Raw genomic sequence first — 19,168 nt, forward strand, 5'->3', positions numbered from 1 at the left:
GGGAATTCGGCAATCCCTATTTTAAGAAACATCTGAAAAGTTGATAGAACTCACCTTTGCCGGGCCCAAAAAAACTGACATCGGCAAGCGAAATCTCTCTCCTCCGGAGAAGGCATAGCCCTCATTAACAGAGAGCCTAAAATGAACTGAAACCAAAAAGAGAACAAAACGCGCAAATGGAGAAATAGAAACCAAAATACCAATCTAAACCAATGCAACCAACCAAAAGTTGAAAGAATCGAATTTATATATTACAATAAACGTTACTTAATTCTTCCGATTTAGCGGAGTGATTGCTGTGAAGTCAGCCTTGGTATTGATTGTTTTGTGCGCTGCGTTTTTTGCAGCATCCCCTTCCTCGGTGCATTCTCAGGTGGGGTGCGACCCTTCGCGCGAACGGTGCCGATAAAGTAGCATTGTAACGTCATGTCTACGGACGGTATGCACGACATTGTCGCATTGTTTTTTGGCGTCGGCATTATAATCGCATTTTCCCATGAACGTTTTAACCGGATCTCCTACGAGACCGGCAAACGTCTTGATCGGCTTGTATCGTTTCTTACACCAGATAAATTGCGCGCACGCCGGCAGGTTACCTATGCATATTTTATCTACACGCTTTCGCTGATCATCCTCTATTTGATCTTGTGCGGCTATGCCGAGATTCTGCTACCTCTCATCGGGGGGCAAAATCTTTTGCCCGAGATCGGGGCGAGCACTCTGCCCTCTGAAGCGTCGACGAGCCCGCCTCCAGCGTCAGACACCGCACCCGAACCGACGACGGGTTTCGCCCCCATGGAATCTTCGGCGATCGAGTTCTGGATAGCAAACCTTGAACCCACCGTGAGTTCTGAGCCCGTGGAAACCAATTCAGGTGTCAATATCGCGCCCGAAGTCTCCATGGGACTGGCCCTGATCATGGTCGGTCTAGCGCCTTCTATAAAGGCTTTGGTGCGCGTGGATGAATGGCTGCGTATGTTTGCCCATCGCGTTGCGGGAATACCGACCTGGGTGATAGATACCTCGGACGCTTTGCGGTCGAACGCCAAGGTTTTACGGTTCTTCACGGACAGCGAAGCCGACAATTCCAGCGAATATCTTATTTCAGAACCCGAGCGCAAACGTGTTATAGATTTGCACGAAAAGGCCAAGCCGTTTCTGGGCAATCTGGATGATTTCATCCTGAATATCGAGGTCATTCTTGTTGCATCGGCGTGGTTTCTTGATGAAAAGCTGCGGATCACGGGGACCGGTGACAAAAACCGCTTCGAAGAAATAGAAAATGAGCTTCGTCGCCGAAAGAACGAGTTGTTCAGCAATGCGAATAGTCCCGATCTTTCCCATGAAGGCTGGGAGGCTGTGGCCACTGCCGCAGATGAATTGGCCAGCGATTTCTGCGTTCTGATTGCTCTTTATGACGAACAGGACGTCATTCACCCCTATGATCAGCGCCCGGCCCCCACAGAAAGCCAGCGCCGCGCCCGGGATAGGCTGAGGCAATTCGTAGACGTCCTTTACAAGAACAAGACTGAACCATTGATGCAGCGCCGCGGCAACAATCTGGCGCTTTTCTGGACACTGGCGATCGTGCTGAGTTGGACAGTCGCCTGGGCGGTGCTGTGGCCGGGGCAAGCGGAATTCAATTTGATCTGGGACACGCTCAGCAGTGACACCTATCGGAGGATCAGGCTGTATTCGGTCAACGCATTCAACACCTACTGCATCGCCACGATCGTTGCGATCACATTTCGCTGGGTCCGCATGACTTCGGTTGCTGAAGACGGCCAGCGAAAATGGGAAAACATGCGCTATCCCAATCACTGGACACGCTGGCTACCGCAGGCACTAAGCCTGTTTTCCATTGCCTTCTTGGTTTCTACAGCATTGAACATAGCGGTTCAGCTATGGCTCACGGAAACCAGAACACCCGAAGCAGAAGCCTGGCGAATGACATTCGAAGAGTTCATAATTTCGATCCGCTGGCGTTTTGAATACATGGGCCCAATTTCTTTCCGCGCGGCATGTTTGGCGCTGCTTGTAACAGTGCTTTTGGATGCGAGGCAGCGGTTGTGGACCGACGCGGGCCGGTATGAGCAGAAACAGCTCAAGAGACATAAGTCTAGCGACCAGATGAAATCGAATGCCAAAACATGGCGCGAGTTGTCAATGCTGGACAGTCTGTCTTGGGTCGCGGTGGGAGCGTTGATGATGCTGATCATCACCCCCGTCATGCGCTATCTGTCATTTTTGGCGGCCACGCAGGACTATCCTCGAGATTTCGATCATATAGACGCCGGGTTGATGATCTGGGCGACGCTTTACGCCGTTGTTCTGGCAGCTGCGGTGATGTTCTGCCTGTCCGAGGTACTTACCCGGCGCGCCTTCTATCGTGCCTCAAAGGATCCAGCCGACGGTCGAGTTTTAGAAGCTGCGGGGGAAGAATAATGAAAGCCAGTGTCTGGATTTCACTGTTGAGCTTGGCTTGCCTGCCAGCACTTGCCTTTGGACAAAATATCCAACTTGAGACCGCTGTAAAAGAGGATCGGAAAATCATCATGGGCGCGCGCACCGATGTGCCGCCATTCATCTGGAAGGACAAAAGAACCCAAAAATACCGCGGGCTTTTTTGGGATATCTGCGTTGAGGCACTCGTGCGCTCAAATCGGCCATTCGAAACCGTGCCGATTTCGGCGGGGCAACGATCGGACCTTTTGTCCAAAGGCAGTTATTGCACAGAGGACGGCGAGACATACGTCACATGCACCGCCGAGATCGCGACAGTGGAACTGCTGTGCGATCCGACCACTGTAAATCTGAAACGGATGCAGACCTTCTCAGAAATAGATAACGAAGACCAAGGAGAAGGCCTGCACCGCTTTGTTTTCTCCCCCATCCTTTATCTGGCAAATGGTTCGTATTTTCAGCTGGGCTATCCAAGAAGAGTGTTTCGTGAACAGCTTGCAACGACCCTGAAGCTTAGATGCACTCAGTTCCCCGAGTTGGAGCCTGTTTTTTGCGCCGAGCGCGAACACCCGACCGGTTGGGAATGGCTTCGCCGACCCGATACTGAATCCTTTGAAAAAAAGCCAAGCATAAACTGGACGACTGCCTGTGATGCCATCCTTGAGGCCATGGCGACAGACAAGAACTTGCCGGAAAACACCGAAGACCCAGAGCGCAAAGTTTGGCCTCCGCAAATCTGGCCGGAGCCGGACCCGGTAAAGCCTGAGTTCGAAATTTGGGGGTACCTCGAAGGGTCGACCATCGGTCCGTCAGTTATCAAAGCAGCGGAACTGGCCCCCTCCTCCGTCGGCATTTGCCCCCAAGCTTTTGACTCTCACACCTTAGCCACAGAAGCCTTCTGCAACGGAAAGATCTACCGCTATTTCGGAGATGTCGATCTCGTTCGAGCGGCGGTCAACGCCTATCGCGCCAACAATACAGATAACGATTGCCCCGCAGACGAAACGCCCTCTTCTCGTGGGACCTATGAACCCTATGCTTTGGTTCTTTCCAACGAAAAAAGAGGTTTCGCCGAGGACTTCACCCTGGCGCTGTATTCCATGTTCACCGATGGCACGATTGCCCAGATGTTCGACGGAAGATTCGGGGAGAGACGTCGGTCTCAGTATCTTGAAACCTTGTTCAGAATTAACAGCATCCCAACTGGTGAGGCGAATATCGAGAAATAGCGCCCCCTTGCATTTATTCGCATTTATAATCTGGCAGCGCCAAACCGAAATCCGCTGATTTTCCCATCCGTTCACAAGCCTCAAAAACTGCGGTTTGCGGCCCCCGCCGGAGCCGCAAACGCTTGTTCAATGTGTTTCGAGCGAGATGTATACATCCATCTCGGCGTCGGGATCAAAATCGCTAAGGTCCATGACCGAAAAGAACATCGCGCATACGGGCGACTCCATCTCTTTTTTGACCACGTCCTGATAATCCTCGTGGCTTCGGAACTGCACGATATCGAGGTATGTGCCGTCAGGTTTGCGCACAAGTTCGCGGCGCAAGATGCCCGGCTCATGGGCGACAAAGTCCCTTTGAAACACGGCCGAAGCCGCAAGCAGATCTGCCTCTGTTTTTCCTTCAGCAAGTTTGATCGGTGCCAGAACGGTCACCGGTGACGTCGCCTCCCCATCCGCCCTTGGCGTGTCGGGCTCTATGATCCGGGTCGCCCCTGACACGCGGATCCCTTCGCCCGGTGTGGCACTGAACTGCGCTTTCAACAGCGACCGCGCCCCCATGTCTTCTCCTTGCACGATGTCGATCCCACCCTCATGTGGCCAGCCGATATCGCGCAGATAGCCAGACAATGCGGCGGCGGCGGCCCCTGTCGCGGGGTCTTCAGCCACGCCGCCAATGGAAAAGGCATTGCGGCTGTGAAAAAGGCGCGGTGTTTCCGCCCACAACAGACTGATCGTCGTCAGATCATGCGCCCGCATGAGCTGCGCACCTTCCGCCAAATCATATGACATTGCCGCAAGCCTCTGTCTGTCGCGCAATGCAAGGATCAGGTGATTGTTCCCGGCATTGGCGCGCGCGGGTGGCAATGCCGGGTCAAGATCGGCGGCTTTCAGGCCAAAAAGCGCAAGCCCCGCCGCCACCAGATCCGGGTCCGCCTCAGCGCTGTGAGTGGGAGGAGAGGTCAGCGTGGCGCTGCCGTCATTTTTGGTTTCCACGCTGATGCGACCCGAATTCAGATCAAGTTGAAACAGTCCGGCACCCTCTCGCGCAGTCAGGGCGTTGCCCAGCGCGATGGTGGCATGTCCGCAAAAAGCCACCTCTTCCTCGGGCGAGAAGTAGCGCACCCGCCATGCGTCACCCTGAGGCGCGGCGAAGACTGTTTCGGAATATCCCACCTCCTGAGCGAGGCGCTGCATTTCAAAGTCGGTGGGAAGCGTATCGCCGAGCACGACACCTGCGGGGTTGCCGCCTGTGGCGCCATCGGAGAAGGCCGCCACTCTGAGAACGTTCAGGTTGATGCTATCTTTCATGGGTTTGGTCCTTTTTCTGTCATTGCCGTTCAGAACGGGCAGCTCAAATGTGGGATGTCATGGCTGCCCGTTTGCACTGCCCTGGCAGATCATCACGCCAGGGCCGGGAACCGCTACTGGGTGACACGTGCGAGAAATTCCTGCATCTCGGCCGCAATCACATCGCCATACTCCTCAAGCGCGAAATGACCGGTGTCCAGCAGATGGAATTCCACATCGGTCAGGTCCGCCTTGTAGGGATGGGCGCCATCTGCGGGAAAGATATGGTCGTTCTTGCCCCAGACGATCAGCGCCGGCGGCTGATGCTCTTGGAACAGGGCCTGCCACTTGGGGTACTCAGCAACATTGGTGCCGTAGTCCAGGAACATCTCCAGTTGCACCTCTTGATTGCCCGGGCGGTCCAGCAGGTACTGAACGTGCCAATAGTTGTCGGGGCTGACTGTAGAGACATCGCCCACACCATGGGTGAATTGCCATTTGGTTGCGTCAAGCGTCAGAAAGCCACGCAGCGCATCGCCGTTTTCCGTACTGGGATCGGCCCAATAGGCTTTGATCGGATCCCAGAATTCGCGCAGGCCTTCATCATAGGCATTGCCGTTTTGAATCACGAACCCCGTGACGCGCTCGGGGTGTTCGGCAAACATGCGATACCCAACAGGCGCGCCGTAATCCATCAGGTAGACGCTATAGGTGTCGACCCCTTTGGCGTCGATCAGGCGGGTGACGGTTTCCGCGGCATTGGCAAAGCTGTAGTCATAGCTTTCCGCAGATGGCATGTCCGATGCGCCGTAGCCCAGATAATCCGGTGCAATCACGTGATAATCCTCGGCCAGCACGGGAATGAGGTCGCGGAACATATGCGACGAGGTGGGAAACCCGTGCAGAAGAAGCACGGTCGGTTTGGACGGATCACCTGCTTCACGATAGGCAATATTGTGCCCGTCAATCTCCATGGATTTCATATCCACGGCAAAGGGGCTTTCCGCAGCGGTCGCACTGTTGGGGTGGATCATCGGCAATAGCATGGTGCCGGCCAGCAGCGTGGTAAGTACGGGAATACGCAAAGATTTTGTCATTGGTCAGTTCCTTTCAAAGTTGGGGTGCCGCGCGCGAGCGTCGCGCGCAGGGCAGAGGTTTCGGCCCGCAGGGCCTCGTTTTCGCGGCGCAACGCCGCAATCTCTTGGTGCGCCTCATCGACCGTGAGGCGCTGGGGAATATGGCTGGGGCAGTTCCAGTCGAAGGCCTCAACAGTGATCATCACCGCGCGCTCGGGACGCGCCCGGTAGGATGGGTCATGCAACTGGTCCAGAATTTCGGGATGGTCGTCGCCTTCAATCAGACGCGCGCGGCCCCACAGCTTCAGGCGGCGGCGGTTGGGGTAGTCCATCAAAATCATCGACAACCGATCATTGCCCGACAGGTTCCCCGCGCTGATATACTGACGGTTTCCGCGATAATCGGCATAGCCAAGCGTCTGGGACGACAGCACCTTCAGAAAGCCCGCCGGGCCACCGCGAAACTGCACATAAGGCCATCCTGTCTGAGACACCGAGGCCTGATAGAAACCGTCACGCGCGGTGATAAAATCGATCTCTTGGGGTCCGAGTTCATCTGGGTAGACCACATCGTCAGACAAGAGCTTGGCATAGGCATCTGCAGAGCCCTTGCGATGCTGCTGCGAGCGTACGGCAGGCGTAAAGGCGATGGTCGCGAAGGCACGTGCCATAGCGTTCTCCTTTCGGAAACTCATTCATTCGTCTTGGTTGGGATGCCCGACTGGGCTGTTTCTGAATGTAAATGTGCGCATCACACCGCAATTTGACAAACGACAATGTCTATCGCAGGGTTAGAAAAACTAGGTCATAGCCATGCACCGCAAAAACTACCCTCTGAACGCACTCCGCGCTTTCGAAGCGTCCGCGCGCCATCTCAGCTTTGTGGCAGCCGCCGAAGAGCTGTCTGTCACACCGGCAGCGATCAGCCACCAGGTCAAAAAACTTGAGGAGTTCCTCGGCTTCCCGCTGTTTCGGCGGCGGACGCGCGGCTTGGTTCTTGTCGAGGCTGGGCAGCTTCTCGCCAAAGAGCTGCACGCGGTGTTCATCAGTCTCGATCGCACCATGGAAAACGTGATGGAGGCAGATCAAGGCGGCTCACTCGCCCTCTCCGTCGCGCCTACTTTCGCCGCGATGTGGCTGATCCCGAAGCTGCAGAAGTTCTATACGGAACATCCAGATATCGATGTGCGCATTTCTACTGGCCTGAGTCTGGTGGATTTTCAACGCGACGATTTTGACGCCGCCATTCGCCTCGGCCACGGCCAATGGCCCGGCCTTGAAGCCATCAAGCTCTTTGATGAGGCGGTTATTCCCATGTGCAGCCCCAGTCTTCTTGAAGGCCCCAACGCGATCAGAACGCCGTCTGATCTTCGAAAACATGTCCTGCTGCACAACCACTCAATGGATTTTGACCCGAACGCACCAACTTGGCAGACCTGGCTGGACGCAAGCGAAACAACCGACGTAGACGCCTCGCGCGGGATGCACTTCAGCTTACCGGACCATGGGCTGCAGGCCGCCATCGATGGCGCGGGTGTTGTCCTTGGCTGGCGAGTCCTGTCGGCAAAAGACGTCCAAGCCGGACGCGTGGTCGAGCTCTTCGACTTAGCAATCCCCTTGGGATCAACCTTTTACCTTGTCTATCCCGAAGCGCATTCACGACGCCCAAACATCGCAGCGCTCCGCGACTGGATGTTCCGGGAGCTGAAAAACGCCTGAGGTGCATATCCCCGTCTCGCTGGAGTTCCGCCCATCTGCCGCTGCAATTGTGGGATAGGTGCCTGTTCGCTGGTTGGCAAGCAACCCCCCATCGACACGCCCTCGCTCCGCGCAGAACATGTTTCGTTGTTCTCTTGGGTGCATTGCAGACATAGACAACAAAGTGCCATCTAAAACTGCCAACCGCGCAGCCAAACCAGATAATCTGTATCAGAGGTCTAAATGGTGCCCGGGGGCGGAATCGAACCACCGACACGAGGATTTTCAATCCACTGCTCTACCCCTGAGCTACCCGGGCACGGGAAGGCTGTTCGCCTTGGGTGGGGTGCTTCTATGTCAGCCGCGCGGGGCTGTCCAGAGGGAAATGACAAAAAAATTCAATGCAATCGCGAAGACTGTTTTTCGATCTCTTCCAGCGCCTCAATCGCCTCCTCAGGATCCTGAGACGGCACCGCATAATCGCCTGAAAACCACTTGCTCAGGTCGATATCAGCGCAACGCTTAGAGCAGAACGGGCGGTAGTCCGCCACGGTTTCTTTCTTGCAGATCGGACAGCTCATTTCAGCACCTCCGACAGCGGCGCACGCGCGTTTTTACGCTGCAGCTCGTAGTGGCCAAGCGAGGTCCAACCCACCAGCGTGGTCTCGATCTGATCGCGCTTGAAGGCGGCGCGCAGCGCGCTTTCAAACCCGCGGCGGTCCTTCTTGGGCATCGGGGCCAGATCCAGCACAATCTGCCCGCCGAGGCCGCGCACACGCAGCGCCCGCGGCAGGGCTTTGGCAACGGCAAAATTGGCTTTGGTGCCTGCGGCCGGAGAGGTGTCACGGCCGGTGTTCACGTCCACTGCCACCAGCGCGCGGGTCGGTTCCACATACATGTAGGCCCCGCCGCCCAGCGCCACCTCGGCGCCCTCCGCCATCTCCAGCGCATCAAGCACGCCGTGGCTGTCAAAACTGCCCGCTTCGGTCACCACCTCCGCAGGATCTGACCAATCGCGCCAGGCGGAGACATGCGGGCCGTCGCCTTCGCTCAGCATCTCCGCCGCACCTTCCGCATCCGCCAGAACCGCTTCACAAAGATCCAGCATCGCGCGGATGTCTTCGGCAATGTCCTCTTCTGCCGCGCCCTCGCAAGCAGAGCGCAGAATCAGGCCAATGCGCGCCTCCTCGGGCAGGCCGCCGGCCTCCGCATGGGCAATCGCCAGCAGCGCATCGCGCGCGTCATCATCGCGGATCGAGCGGCTCACATTCACGCCCGGCGCTCCCGGAGTGACAATCACATAGCGGCTTTTGAACAGGATTTTCTGTGTCACCGGAATGGCTTTGCCAGGCTCGGCAATGCCGGTGACCTGCACCAGCATCTGATCCCCCGGCGCAAGCCCCTTCACCTGCCGCAGGAAGGCCGCGCCATCGGGCGTCTTCAAAAACATCCCGCCCTGCCCCTTCACAGGCCGGTCGGCAACCGCGCGGTAGATCGTGCCCACCCGCGGCGCATCGCCCTCAATCAACAGGTCATCAAGCTGGCCATCCACCATAAGAGCAGCGGCCTCGCGCCCATTGATGTGGTCGAGAATGATCTGACGCCCCTTCATCTGCGCATCCTTTTACGTGTTTTGGTAAAGCGGATATCCGGCGGCCTGCAAAAGCCCGGCTGTCTCCGCAACGGGCAGCCCCACAATGCCAGTGAATGATCCGGAAATCCACGGAACGAAGGCCCCGGCTGGCCCCTGAATGGCGTAGCCCCCTGCCTTTCCATCCCAGTCGCCGGTAGCGAGATAGGCATTGAGCTCCGCGTTGGACAGCCGCTTCATCTTCACAGCACTCTCCACCTCGCGGGTCCAGAGCTGATCGCCTCTGCGCACCGCAACTGCCGTGATCACCCGGTGGCGACGCCCGGAAAGCGCCATAAGGAACTCTGCCGCCTCTCCGGCATCCGCAGGTTTGCCCATGATACGGCGCCCCAAAGCGACAGTGGTATCGGCGCACAGCACGATATCCTCAGGCGCGGCCTGCACAGCCTCCGCCTTCTGCCGCGCAATACGCGCGCAATAGGGGCGGGGCAGCTCGTTTTTGAGGGGGGTCTCATCAATATCGGGCGGGCGAATATCATCCGCCACAACCCCAATCTGTGCCAGCAATTCCCGGCGGCGCGGACTGCCCGAGCCCAAGATCAACTTCATCTCAGACCTCGTTTTGTCTGTCCGCGCAAAGGCTTACTTGAAGCGATAGTTGATCCGACCCTTGGTCAGATCATAAGGTGTCATCTCGACTTGGACTTTGTCGCCAGCCAGAACACGGATGCGGTTCTTGCGCATCTTGCCTGCCGTATGTGCGATGATCTCATGGCCGTTTTCCAGCTCGACCCGAAACGTCGCATTGGGCAGGAGTTCCTTCACGACACCGGGAAATTCGAGCAGTTCTTCCTTGGCCATGGTTTCTCCTTCACATTACACCCGCCTGTTGCGGGCTGCCTCTAAATGATCCCAAATGTGCTGCTTTTCAAGGGCAAACTCCCGCCAATTGCGCAAAAGTGACCCTCTGAATGCCTTATGACGCTGTGGAAACCGACGCCCCCCAGCGCTTTTGCAGATAGGCCACGATCTCATCGCGCGCCATCCGGTAGGCTGCGAGCTTGGCCTCACGTGCATCGCCGGTGGTCGCACCGCTTGGGTCTGACACCGGCCAGAACTCCAGATCAAGATGATCAAAACGGGTGAGCTTTTCCGCCTCAGCCCGGCTCGCGGGCGTCAGGGCCACCACCATGTCAAAGCTTGAGAGGTCATCGCCAAGCTTTTCCATATCCGCAAAACTGCGGGTGCGGTGGCGGGCAAGCTCCACGCCGATCTCGTCACACACGGCAATCGCAAAGCCGTCGATGTCCAGATCGCTGCGAATCCCGGCGGATTGCACGTAAACGTCCATGCCGTAGAGCTTTTTCATGATGCCCTCCGCCATCGGAGAGCGCACCGCATTCTGATCACAGCAAAACAGAACCGACTGTGGCAAAGGCTGTTTCTGGTCCGTCTTTGCCACTTGCCTCAGCCTCCGAAATGCAGAACGCAGATCAGGGTGAAAAGCCGTCGCGCGGTGTCCGTGTCCACCTCGGCCTTCCCCTCAAGCCGCTCCTGCAGCACACGTGCGCCTTCGTTGTGAATGCCGCGCCGCGCCATATCAATGGTCTCGATCTGGCTCGGCGGCAGGGTCTTCACCGCGTCAAAATAGCTCTCACAGATCGCCCAGTAATCTTTCACAACCTGGCGAAACGGGCTCAGGCTCAGGTGAAACTCCGCCGCCTTGTCCCCGCCTTCGGTCGCCACATCAAACACCAGCCGCTTTTCGCGAATGGCGAGATCGACGGAGAACGGCCCATCAGGCACCGCCCGATCCCCCCGCTTGGGCAGCTCAAAGCTGTTGTCCTCCAGCAGGTCAAAAATCGCGACTTTGCGTTCCTGATCAATCTCCGGCGTGGGCGGCGGCAGGTTGCGGTCGTCAATCTGAATGTGGCTGATCCGGGACATGGCTGCCTCTTCTCGGTGTTGCGATGCAGCATGAGTAGCGCAGCCGCGCCCGCCTTGTCTATGCACCGTCTGCCTCAAGCCGATCTCACGTCACGGCGCGACACGCTTGACAGGGCCCTGCCCGCCACGCGATGCCGGGGCCACCCGCACGCGACAAAGGATCACCTGATGCCCAACGCCCTGCCCTGCTTTGACCTCTCCGGCCAAAATGCCCTGATCACCGGCAGCACTGACGGGCTTGGCCTTGCCGCCGCCGAGCTTCTCGCTGAGGCCGGCGCACATGTGTGGATTAACGGCCGTAACGCCGCGCGCTGCGCAGAGGTCGCCGCCACGCTCAAATCGCGCGGATGGGCGGCCAGCCCCCTGCCCTTTGACGTGTCAGATGAGGCCGCAACCGAGGCCGCCTTTGCCACGCTGCAAACCGCCGGAGGCCTGTCGATCCTCATCAACAATGTCGGCCTGCGTGACCGCCGCAGCCTGCCAGAGTTCACACAAGCCGATCTGCAACGCCTGTTTGGGGTGGATCTGATCGCCCCCTTCCGGCTGTGCCAGCGCGCAGCAGAGCAGATGCAGGCAAAGGGCTACGGCCGCATCGTCAACATTTCTTCGATTGCCGGTCTCATCGCGCAACCGGGCGACGCCGCCTATACCTCAGCAAAGGCGGGCCTCAATGGCATGACCAAAGCTTTGGCCGCCGAACTTGGCCCCTCCGGCATCAACGTCAACGCCGTGGCCCCCGGCTTCTTCAAAACCGCCCCCAACATGGAGGCGGCAAAAGATCCCGCACTTGCAGAAAAGCTCAACAACGCCACCGCGCTCAAACGCTGGGGAGAGCCCGCAGAACTCGCCCCCGCGCTACTGTTTCTGGCCTCTCCCGGCGCAAGCTATGTGACCGGACAGGTCTGGGCCGTGGACGGCGGCTACACCAGCCACTACTGAAGCGTTCAGCCCCACCAAAACTGGGAGCTGAGGCTTCCTCTTGCCGTAAATATCCCGGGGTAGCCACATCCCTGATGTGGCAGGGGCAGCGCCCCTACACGTCTACTCTTCGTTCAGCGCATCCAGCCGCGCGCGCACGCTCAAACCATGCGCCTCAAGGCTCTCTGAAATCGCCAAGGTTTCCGCCGCCGGACCAATCGCCTTCAGAGCCGCGGGCGTCATCTTTGACAGGGTTGTGCGCTTGATGAAATCCATGACCGACAGACCGGAGCTAAACCGGGCAGAGCGCGCCGTGGGCAGCACGTGGTTGGGGCCACCCACATAATCGCCAATCGCCTCAGGGGTATATTGGCCAAGGAAAATGGCCCCCGCGTGGGTGATCTCTTCTGCCAGCGCATCCGGATCAGCTACACAAAGCTCAAGATGCTCCGGCGCAATCCGGTTGGAAAGCTGCGCCGCAGTCGCCAGATCGGGCACGGTCACAACCGCCCCGAAATCACGCCAGCTTGCCCCGGCAATCTCGCGCCGCTCCAGCGTTTCCAGACGTTTGTCCACCGCCGCAGCCACCGCCGCGCCAAAGGCCTCATCATCAGTGATCAGGATCGACTGCGCGCTTTCGTCATGCTCGGCTTGGCTCAGCAGATCCAGCGCGATCCAATCCGGGTTGTTGTCCTTATCGGCAATCACCAGAATCTCGCTCGGGCCAGCGATCATATCAATGCCCACCTTGCCAAACACCCGGCGCTTGGCCGCCGCGACAAAGGCGTTGCCCGGCCCGGTGATCTTATCCACCGGCGCAATGGTGTCCGTGCCATAGGCCAGCGCCGCCACGGCCTGCGCCCCGCCGATGCGGTAGATCTCATCCACACCCGCCAGCTTGGCCGCGAGCAGCACCAGCGGATTGGCCACCCCGTCCGGTGTCGGCACCACAATCGCCAGCCGCTCCACCCCGGCCACCTTGGCAGGGATCGCATTCATCAAGACAGAAGACGGATAGCTCGCCAGCCCACCCGGCACATAAAGCCCCGCAGCCGATACCGCTGTCCAGCGCCAGCCAAGCGTGGCCCCGCTTTCGTCGGTCCAGCTGGCATCTTCCGGCATCTGGCGCGCGTGATAGGCGCGCACCCGCTCTGCCGCCAGCTCAAGTGCCGCGCGATCAGCATCAGTCACCTGCGCACAGTACTCTTCGATCTCAGCTTCCGAGAAGCGCAGCGTCTCCGGCGTCAGCTCCAACCGGTCAAACTTCGCCGTCAGCTCGATCACCGCTGCGTCGCCCCGATGTCGCACATCTGCGATGATGTCGGCCACCACCGCATCCACATCCGGGCTGTCCTCGCGCTTGGCGCTCAGAAGCGCGGCAAAGCGGGTCTCAAAATCTGCATCAGAACTGTTCAGAAACTGCGGCATGAGTGTCTCCTTTGTGCGGTGTCTTAACGGGCAGGACAAAGGGTCTCAAGCGATCAGCGCAGATGCGGCGATCTGCGGCAGAAAACGTTGCGCAACGCACGCGGCCTTAACGGGCCTCATGACGTCAAAAGTCGGAAAATCGCACCTACGCAATAACGTCGCAATACCGACGCGATACCGACATCACGGTTTTGCGCCGCATTTTTGTGCCCAGCGCCGTTAACCTTTGGCGAAAAAATGTCAGGCCGCGTCGAGCCGCTTCAGCATCAGCACGTCATCGCGCGCCACGCCGTTCACAATCACAGAGCGTGGCCGCAGCCCGATTTGCTCAAACCCCAAAGCCGCATAGAGCGCCCTTGCGCCCGCGTTTGTGGCGTCCACACAGAGCTCAAGCTGCAACAAGGACTTGCCCCGCGCGGCATCTATCGCCGCCTGCATCAGCTGATGCCCAAGCCCCCGACGCCGCGCCGAGGGCTGCACATAAAGCGGGCCGATATCTGCCATATGCCGCAGCCGCTGCGGCCCACCCTGATGCATGCCGACAAAGCCCACAAGCGTCGTGCCCTCAAAGGCACCAATAACGGCGCCCGAGGCCAGCTTCGTAATCAAGCCGCTGTCCAGAGCGCCCAAGGCTTCCTCTGCTGTCAGCAGAAAGGCCGCAGGCTCAGAGGTAAGCCCCTGTATCCAAAGCGCTTTATAGACCTCCAGATCATCCGCCGTCAGGGTGCGGATCATTCCGGATGGCTCGGCGTGGTTTTGGACACCGCCATATAGGGCCGCGTCACATCCTTCAGCGTGGCCTCCAGCGCTTCCACCTTCAGACGGATCGCACCATCCCCTGCCAACGTCAGCGTGACGAACCCTTCCGCATCCTCACCGGCCTCAAAGCCAACAGACAGCAGCGACAGAATCGTATCCGCATCCCCGCGCGCCACACCCTGAGAGGCCACCGACAGCACGTTTTCAAACAACAGCACCGCCTGAACGCGCTCCACCGCGCGTCCCCGCGCCTCAGCGGAGGTCTGATCCTCCCAGCGGAAGCGGTTCAAAAGAATGGCAAATCTGCGCTCCTTGGGCAGCCACTGCATTTCAGTGGCCGGAAAAACCGCATCCTGCGCCAAGGTGGAAAGAACTTGGAGGTCCTCCCCATCAAGCGCCCCAAGGTTCAGCGGGCGATCGCCGCCATCTTCAAACCGCGCGTCCTGTGTCACTACTCACTCACCCTCTCAATATGGGCCCCAACATTGCTGAGCTTTTCCTCAACCCGTTCATAGCCGCGATCCAAATGATAGACGCGGCTGACAACGGTTTCACCCTCTGCCGCCAGCCCCGCAAGAATCAGCGACACCGAGGCGCGCAAATCGGTCGCCATCACCGGCGCACCCTTGAGCGTTTCCACCCCATGCACCGTCGCGGTGCCGCCATGCACCTCGATGTTTGCACCCATCCGCACCAGCTCCGGCGCGTGCATGAACCTGTTTTCAAAGATCTTTTCTTCCAGCACAGACGTGCCTTCGGCAGTACACATCATCGCCATGAACTGCGCCTGCAGGTCGGTCGGGAAGCCCGGGAACGGCTCCGTGGTCACATCCACAGCCTTCACCCGTCCGTTTTTGCGCGCCACTTTCAGGCCCTTGTCGGTCTCTTCCACGTCGATTCCGGCTTCATGGAGTTTGGCCACAAAGCTCTCCACCAGATCCATACGGCCACCAAGCAGCTCCACCTCGCCGCCACAGAAGGCAGGCGCGAGCATAAAGGTGCCCAATTCGATTCGGTCGGTCACAACGGGGTGAGTCGCGCCATGCAGCCGATCCACGCCCTGCACGGTTATATCACTGGTGCCATCCCCTTCAATCTGAGCGCCCATCGCGCGCAGACAGGTGGCCAGATCCACAATCTCAGGCTCCCGCGCGGCGTTCTTGATCACCGTGGTGCCCTTGGCAAGTGTCGCAGCCATAAGGATATTTTCGGTTGCGCCCACGGAGGCGAAAGACAGCTCAATCACTGCGCCCTTGAGGCCATTCGGTGCCTTGGCGTGCAGATAGCCGTCCTTCAGCTCGATCTCAGCGCCCAGTTTTTCAAGGCCAAAGATGTGCAGATCCATCGGTCGCGCGCCAATCGCACAGCCGCCCGGCAGCGACACAACCGCATGTCCAAGCCGCGCCAGCATCGGCCCCAACACAAGGTTGGAGGCGCGCATTTTGCGCACGATGTCATAGTCTGCCACATGGTTGTTGATGTCATGGCTCGACATCGCCAGCACCTTGCCATCCTGCAGGCTGGTCACTTCAGCACCCAAAGAGCCCAGCAATTGGCTCATGGTCTTGATATCACTCAGCCGTGGCGCGTTGGTCAGCGTCAGCGGCTCTTCGCTCAAAAGCGTCGCAGGCATCAGGGTGAGACAGGCATTCTTGGCCCCGGCAATGGGAATTTGCCCTTTCAGCGGCCCGTTGCCGCGTACGATGATCGAATCCATTTAATCCTGCCTTTTGTTCTCAACTGCCTCAATCTCTTCGGACGCGTCCGCCGGTGTGGCGCGCGCACGCGCCTGCGCCTTACGGCGCCCCATGTTGGCTTTCAATGCAGCCTTCAGACGGTCTTCGCGATCTGAGGCTTTTTTGGCTTTATTTACAGGGGTCGATTTGCGTTCCATGAAGTTTCTTTACATGAGGTGCAAAAAAGGGTCCAGATTGCCCTTGCACCCGTCAGATTTTGCGCCTAAAAGCCGCGCCACGGTAACGCTGCTGTAGCTCAGTGGTAGAGCGCACCCTTGGTAAGGGTGAGGTCGGGAGTTCAATCCTCCCCAGCAGCACCACCGTCATCCCCTTAAACGAACATCACTTTTTATCGTGCAAAAGTGCCCGAGCCTATTTCTCGCCAGGGCAATAAAACATGCACGCTAAAAAGCGCTCCGATGCGGTCTGCATACGCGACACCACTCCACTGAGGGAATCAGCGCAATCAGCAACAGCGATTCGCCTCCTGCTGCGCGCAACTCCGAACCAATCCCCCAGCGACTCGTTCTTTGCGCGGATTTCAGAAACAATCACTTCTCGTCGCAGACGGACGCAATTCAGCCCGTGACATCCGCGATCCGCGCGCCCGATTGGTTCCCTTTTAGAAACACCCACCACGCCAGTTTTTCTCACAGTTTTTAGCCCAACTTGAAAAACGGCCGAAATGTGGCGCAAATATGGGCTCTGACCAGGCACGTCACGCCACAATTGCGCCCCAAGTGAGAAACAATCAGCCGTAACCCGTTGAAACACATCGCCCATTGGTCCGGCACAATCACGCCCCATTCACGTCGATTTTTCCAAAATTTTATAAGTTTTTATTTCTCTAACGGCACATTTCGCGCATATTTGGCTCACATCCGACTGGGGGATGGGTTCGGCTAGGGGCAGCCACCAAAACTTGTAATACGCATCCGTGTGATGCCGCTTGTGACCGCTTTGCTGCGGCACGGAGCCGATCTTTTGCGGCCTGTGCCCCATAGCCGGTTCAAGCCGGTACCGCGCGGAGAGGAAGAGGTACTATGGCTGATCCAAGAGGTCCCGGAATCGTAGACGGCACCGAAACAGACGACATTGTCGAAGTCGGAACCGTTGATGGACAAGGCGACACTGCAGACAGCTCCGGAAACACCATCAGCACGCAAGATGGCTCTGATACCATCCGTGCGGGTGCAGGTGATGATACGATCTTCGCAGGCAACGGCAGCGACCTGGTCTTTGGCGGGGCAGGCGACGATCGTATCATTGCCGACGAAACAGGTGCTGACAGCGATAGCTCCGAGCCCGCGGGCGACGACATCATCGTGGGCGGCGCAGGCAATGACACCGTATTTGGCGGTGCTGGCAATGACGCGATTTTTGGCGACTACAAACCAGGCACACCGCCGGTTCAGTCTGTGCGCGAAAGCTTCAACTGGGATGATCTGGGCGCGCAGGCCGACGGCGATGCCATCACCGCACCCCAGTCACAGGACACCGGCTCCGTTACCGTCACCCTGACCACGTCCGGCACCACCTCCTTTGAAGCGGATGCGCAGCTGGTGAGCGGCCTCAACACCGGCGAAGAAGCAGCCAACCCAAACAGCGGCGCGCTGTCCGCAACCGGCAACGGCGTCAACGCCACAGCCACGCAAGCGCTGGCGTTTTCTGAAGCGGTTGAAAACGTTCAGTTCCGCATCAACGACATCGACGAGGACTCGGTTGTAAAGGTCCGCGCATGGGATGCGGACGGCAATCCGGTTGAGGTCACCCTCACCGCAAGCGATCTTACCAACCTGCATCTGGCTGACATCGACGGCGACGGCGCCACCGAGGCCTCCATCGCAGACGGCACTGCTCCCGGCGACGCAGAAGACGCCGACAATTCCGTCGTGGTCGACATTCCGGGCCCAGTGGCACGGTTGGAAATCATCACCGTCAACCTGGATGATACGCCTGCCGACGTGACCATCAGCGATGTTTTCTTTGACGCCACGCCAGATGCGAATGATCTTCTGATCGGCGGCGCGGGTGACGACATCATCCTGGGTCAGTTTGGCGATGACACCATTGTCGGCATGGACGGCAACGACACCATGTTTGGTGGCGAAGATCAGGACACTTTTGTGCTGGTCGGCCCCGGTGATGTGATCGACGGCAATGAAAGCGGCGTGGATTTTGACACGATCAACCTCTTCCGCGCGGCAGAAGACGCCAATCCGGGTGGCACGTTGCGCATCGAATTTGATCCCGACAACGCGGAAAACGGCACCATTTTCTTTCTTGATGCCAATGGTGTGGAAACAGGCTCCGCCATTTTCCGCAACATCGAAAACATCACCGACACGCCAGTGGTGGTCTGCTTCACCCCCGGCACCCGCGTGCTGACCCCCATGGGCGAAGTGCCGGTCGAAAACCTGCAGGCAGGCGACAAGGTTGTCACCCGCGACAACGGCCTTCAGGAGATCCGCTGGACCGGGCGCAAACATGTCTCGGGCCGCGAGCTGATGAAAACGCCAAACCTGCGTCCGATTCTGATCAAGAAAGGCACCCTTGGCCCCAACCAGCCGGAGCGGGACATGATGGTGTCTCCGAACCACCGGATGCTGCTGGTGTCAGAACGCGCCGAACTGCTGTTTGAGGAACGCGAGGTGCTGGTGGCTGCCAAACACCTGACCCATCTCGAAGGTGTGGAGCAGGTCGACACCGTGGGCGTCGAATACATTCACTTCATGTGTGACCACCATGAGGTGGTGCTCGCAGATGGCGCATGGAGCGAAAGCTTCCAGCCCGGCGAATACTCGCTGGATGGCATCGGCCGCGAACAGCGCGACGAAATCTACGCCCTCTTCCCAGAGCTGCAAAAGCTCGAAGGCCTGAAGCGCTACACCGCCGCGCGCCTGTCGTTGAAACGGGACGAAGCCAAGCTGCTCGGCTGACATCGCGCGCCGCGCGCCGCAATCGCGCGCACCAAATATCGCTATGGGATGGGCTGGTCTTCGGGCCAGCCTGTCTCGTTTTTGCGCAGGCCTCTGG

General features: G+C 58.5%; 19 protein-coding genes and 2 tRNA genes. 6 read left to right on the top strand and 15 right to left on the bottom strand.

Annotation, left to right across the window (positions count from 1 at the left end):
- The first annotated feature begins 426 nt into the window (after positions 1-426).
- Positions 427-2,445, top strand: coding sequence for a hypothetical protein (locus ACO07T_RS08400; protein WP_422049025.1), 2,019 nt, complete (start codon positions 427-429; stop codon positions 2,443-2,445).
- Positions 2,445-3,692 carry a hypothetical protein gene (locus tag ACO07T_RS08405; protein ID WP_422049026.1) on the top strand — a complete coding sequence of 416 codons (1,248 nt, stop codon included), beginning with the start codon at positions 2,445-2,447 and terminating at the stop codon, positions 3,690-3,692. The genes ACO07T_RS08400 and ACO07T_RS08405 overlap by 1 nt, the downstream gene beginning before the upstream one ends.
- A 126-nt stretch (positions 3,693-3,818) precedes the next feature.
- On the opposite strand, the gene ACO07T_RS08410 is transcribed toward ACO07T_RS08405, so the two are convergent.
- The 3 genes from ACO07T_RS08410 to ACO07T_RS08420 all read right to left on the bottom strand — a co-directional run bounded on the left by ACO07T_RS08410 (position 3,819) and on the right by ACO07T_RS08420 (position 6,726).
- Positions 3,819-5,000, bottom strand: a complete 1,182-nt coding sequence (locus ACO07T_RS08410) for a PhzF family phenazine biosynthesis protein (protein WP_422049027.1) — start codon at positions 4,998-5,000, stop codon at positions 3,819-3,821.
- 113 nt (positions 5,001-5,113) lie between these two features.
- Positions 5,114-6,076, bottom strand: a complete 963-nt coding sequence (locus tag ACO07T_RS08415; RefSeq protein WP_209077277.1) for an alpha/beta fold hydrolase — start codon at positions 6,074-6,076, stop codon at positions 5,114-5,116.
- Complete coding sequence (locus tag ACO07T_RS08420) at positions 6,073-6,726, bottom strand: pyridoxamine 5'-phosphate oxidase family protein (RefSeq protein ID WP_422049028.1); 654 nt, start codon at positions 6,724-6,726, stop codon at positions 6,073-6,075. The genes ACO07T_RS08415 and ACO07T_RS08420 overlap by 4 nt, the downstream gene beginning before the upstream one ends.
- Before the next feature lie 142 nt (positions 6,727-6,868).
- On the opposite strand from ACO07T_RS08420, the gene gcvA reads away from it, so the two are divergent.
- The gene (gcvA, locus tag ACO07T_RS08425; RefSeq protein ID WP_422049029.1) at positions 6,869-7,774 is read left to right on the top strand and encodes a transcriptional regulator GcvA; all 906 of its coding nucleotides are present in this window, start codon (positions 6,869-6,871) and stop codon (positions 7,772-7,774) included.
- A 223-nt stretch (positions 7,775-7,997) separates the two neighbouring features.
- Here gcvA and ACO07T_RS08430 read toward each other — a convergent pair.
- The 7 genes from ACO07T_RS08430 to ACO07T_RS08460 all read right to left on the bottom strand — a co-directional run bounded on the left by ACO07T_RS08430 (position 7,998) and on the right by ACO07T_RS08460 (position 11,291).
- Positions 7,998-8,072: transfer RNA gene (locus tag ACO07T_RS08430), tRNA-Phe, on the bottom strand.
- A gap of 79 nt (positions 8,073-8,151) precedes the next feature.
- Entirely contained in the window at positions 8,152-8,334 is a 183-nt protein-coding gene (locus tag ACO07T_RS08435) for a DNA gyrase inhibitor YacG (protein ID WP_422049030.1), read from the bottom strand.
- On the bottom strand, positions 8,331-9,365 hold the full coding sequence (locus ACO07T_RS08440; RefSeq protein WP_422049031.1) for a ribonuclease E/G: 1,035 nt from the start codon (positions 9,363-9,365) through the stop codon (positions 8,331-8,333). The genes ACO07T_RS08435 and ACO07T_RS08440 overlap by 4 nt, the downstream gene beginning before the upstream one ends.
- Before the next feature lie 12 nt (positions 9,366-9,377).
- Complete coding sequence (locus ACO07T_RS08445; protein ID WP_422049032.1) at positions 9,378-9,953, bottom strand: Maf family protein; 576 nt, start codon at positions 9,951-9,953, stop codon at positions 9,378-9,380.
- Between the two features lie 33 nt (positions 9,954-9,986).
- Positions 9,987-10,205, bottom strand: coding sequence for a translation initiation factor IF-1 (infA, locus tag ACO07T_RS08450; protein WP_007205486.1), 219 nt, complete (start codon positions 10,203-10,205; stop codon positions 9,987-9,989).
- Positions 10,206-10,320: 115 nt separating this feature from the next.
- A complete protein-coding gene (locus ACO07T_RS08455) occupies positions 10,321-10,806 on the bottom strand; it encodes a low molecular weight phosphatase family protein (RefSeq protein ID WP_422049033.1) in 486 nt (161 codons plus the stop codon).
- A gap of 5 nt (positions 10,807-10,811) precedes the next feature.
- On the bottom strand, positions 10,812-11,291 hold the full coding sequence (locus ACO07T_RS08460) for a UPF0262 family protein (protein WP_422049034.1): 480 nt from the start codon (positions 11,289-11,291) through the stop codon (positions 10,812-10,814).
- Positions 11,292-11,459: 168 nt separating this feature from the next.
- Between ACO07T_RS08460 and ACO07T_RS08465 the strand changes: the two genes are divergently transcribed.
- Complete coding sequence (locus ACO07T_RS08465; protein WP_422049035.1) at positions 11,460-12,230, top strand: SDR family oxidoreductase; 771 nt, start codon at positions 11,460-11,462, stop codon at positions 12,228-12,230.
- Between the two features lie 102 nt (positions 12,231-12,332).
- Here ACO07T_RS08465 and hisD read toward each other — a convergent pair whose 3' ends face one another.
- The 5 genes from hisD to ACO07T_RS08490 all read right to left on the bottom strand — a co-directional run bounded on the left by hisD (position 12,333) and on the right by ACO07T_RS08490 (position 16,290).
- Complete coding sequence (hisD, locus tag ACO07T_RS08470) at positions 12,333-13,637, bottom strand: histidinol dehydrogenase (protein ID WP_422049036.1); 1,305 nt, start codon at positions 13,635-13,637, stop codon at positions 12,333-12,335.
- Between the two features lie 240 nt (positions 13,638-13,877).
- Complete coding sequence (locus ACO07T_RS08475) at positions 13,878-14,372, bottom strand: GNAT family N-acetyltransferase (RefSeq protein WP_422049037.1); 495 nt, start codon at positions 14,370-14,372, stop codon at positions 13,878-13,880.
- Positions 14,369-14,848 carry a DUF2948 family protein gene (locus ACO07T_RS08480; RefSeq protein ID WP_209059690.1) on the bottom strand — a complete coding sequence of 160 codons (480 nt, stop codon included), beginning with the start codon at positions 14,846-14,848 and terminating at the stop codon, positions 14,369-14,371. Before ACO07T_RS08480 ends, ACO07T_RS08475 begins: the two co-directional genes overlap by 4 nt.
- Complete coding sequence (murA, locus tag ACO07T_RS08485; protein WP_209059688.1) at positions 14,848-16,113, bottom strand: UDP-N-acetylglucosamine 1-carboxyvinyltransferase; 1,266 nt, start codon at positions 16,111-16,113, stop codon at positions 14,848-14,850. The genes ACO07T_RS08480 and murA overlap by 1 nt, the downstream gene beginning before the upstream one ends.
- Positions 16,114-16,290, bottom strand: coding sequence for a hypothetical protein (locus tag ACO07T_RS08490; RefSeq protein ID WP_422049038.1), 177 nt, complete (start codon positions 16,288-16,290; stop codon positions 16,114-16,116).
- Between the two features lie 87 nt (positions 16,291-16,377).
- On the opposite strand from ACO07T_RS08490, the gene ACO07T_RS08495 reads away from it, so the two are divergent.
- Positions 16,378-16,452, top strand: a tRNA-Thr gene (locus ACO07T_RS08495).
- A 723-nt stretch (positions 16,453-17,175) separates the two neighbouring features.
- A complete protein-coding gene (locus tag ACO07T_RS08500) occupies positions 17,176-19,071 on the top strand; it encodes a Hint domain-containing protein (RefSeq protein WP_422049039.1) in 1,896 nt (631 codons plus the stop codon).
- Positions 19,072-19,168: the final 97 nt, after the last annotated feature.

This window comes from Shimia sp. (genome assembly GCF_965227725.1).
GTDB lineage: Bacteria > Pseudomonadota > Alphaproteobacteria > Rhodobacterales > Rhodobacteraceae > Shimia.

Bases quoted from the DNA above. Each gene is read 5' to 3' on its own strand.
- ACO07T_RS08415 (WP_209077277.1), bottom strand. From the start codon at position 6,076: ATGACAAAATCTTTGCGTATTCCCGTACTTACCACGCTGCTGGCCGGC.
- ACO07T_RS08490 (WP_422049038.1), bottom strand. From the start codon at position 16,290: ATGGAACGCAAATCGACCCCTGTAAATAAAGCCAAAAAAGCCTCAGAT.
- ACO07T_RS08465 (WP_422049035.1), top strand. From the start codon at position 11,460: ATGCCCAACGCCCTGCCCTGCTTTGACCTCTCCGGCCAAAATGCCCTG.
- ACO07T_RS08445 (WP_422049032.1), bottom strand. From the start codon at position 9,953: ATGAAGTTGATCTTGGGCTCGGGCAGTCCGCGCCGCCGGGAATTGCTG.
- hisD (WP_422049036.1), bottom strand. From the start codon at position 13,637: ATGCCGCAGTTTCTGAACAGTTCTGATGCAGATTTTGAGACCCGCTTT.
- ACO07T_RS08400 (WP_422049025.1), top strand. From the start codon at position 427: ATGTCTACGGACGGTATGCACGACATTGTCGCATTGTTTTTTGGCGTC.
- ACO07T_RS08460 (WP_422049034.1), bottom strand. From the start codon at position 11,291: ATGTCCCGGATCAGCCACATTCAGATTGACGACCGCAACCTGCCGCCG.
- ACO07T_RS08435 (WP_422049030.1), bottom strand. From the start codon at position 8,334: ATGAGCTGTCCGATCTGCAAGAAAGAAACCGTGGCGGACTACCGCCCG.
- ACO07T_RS08405 (WP_422049026.1), top strand. From the start codon at position 2,445: ATGAAAGCCAGTGTCTGGATTTCACTGTTGAGCTTGGCTTGCCTGCCA.
- ACO07T_RS08440 (WP_422049031.1), bottom strand. From the start codon at position 9,365: ATGAAGGGGCGTCAGATCATTCTCGACCACATCAATGGGCGCGAGGCC.
- ACO07T_RS08475 (WP_422049037.1), bottom strand. From the start codon at position 14,372: ATGATCCGCACCCTGACGGCGGATGATCTGGAGGTCTATAAAGCGCTT.
- gcvA (WP_422049029.1), top strand. From the start codon at position 6,869: ATGCACCGCAAAAACTACCCTCTGAACGCACTCCGCGCTTTCGAAGCG.
- murA (WP_209059688.1), bottom strand. From the start codon at position 16,113: ATGGATTCGATCATCGTACGCGGCAACGGGCCGCTGAAAGGGCAAATT.
- ACO07T_RS08420 (WP_422049028.1), bottom strand. From the start codon at position 6,726: ATGGCACGTGCCTTCGCGACCATCGCCTTTACGCCTGCCGTACGCTCG.
- ACO07T_RS08410 (WP_422049027.1), bottom strand. From the start codon at position 5,000: ATGAAAGATAGCATCAACCTGAACGTTCTCAGAGTGGCGGCCTTCTCC.
- infA (WP_007205486.1), bottom strand. From the start codon at position 10,205: ATGGCCAAGGAAGAACTGCTCGAATTTCCCGGTGTCGTGAAGGAACTC.
- ACO07T_RS08500 (WP_422049039.1), top strand. From the start codon at position 17,176: ATGGCTGATCCAAGAGGTCCCGGAATCGTAGACGGCACCGAAACAGAC.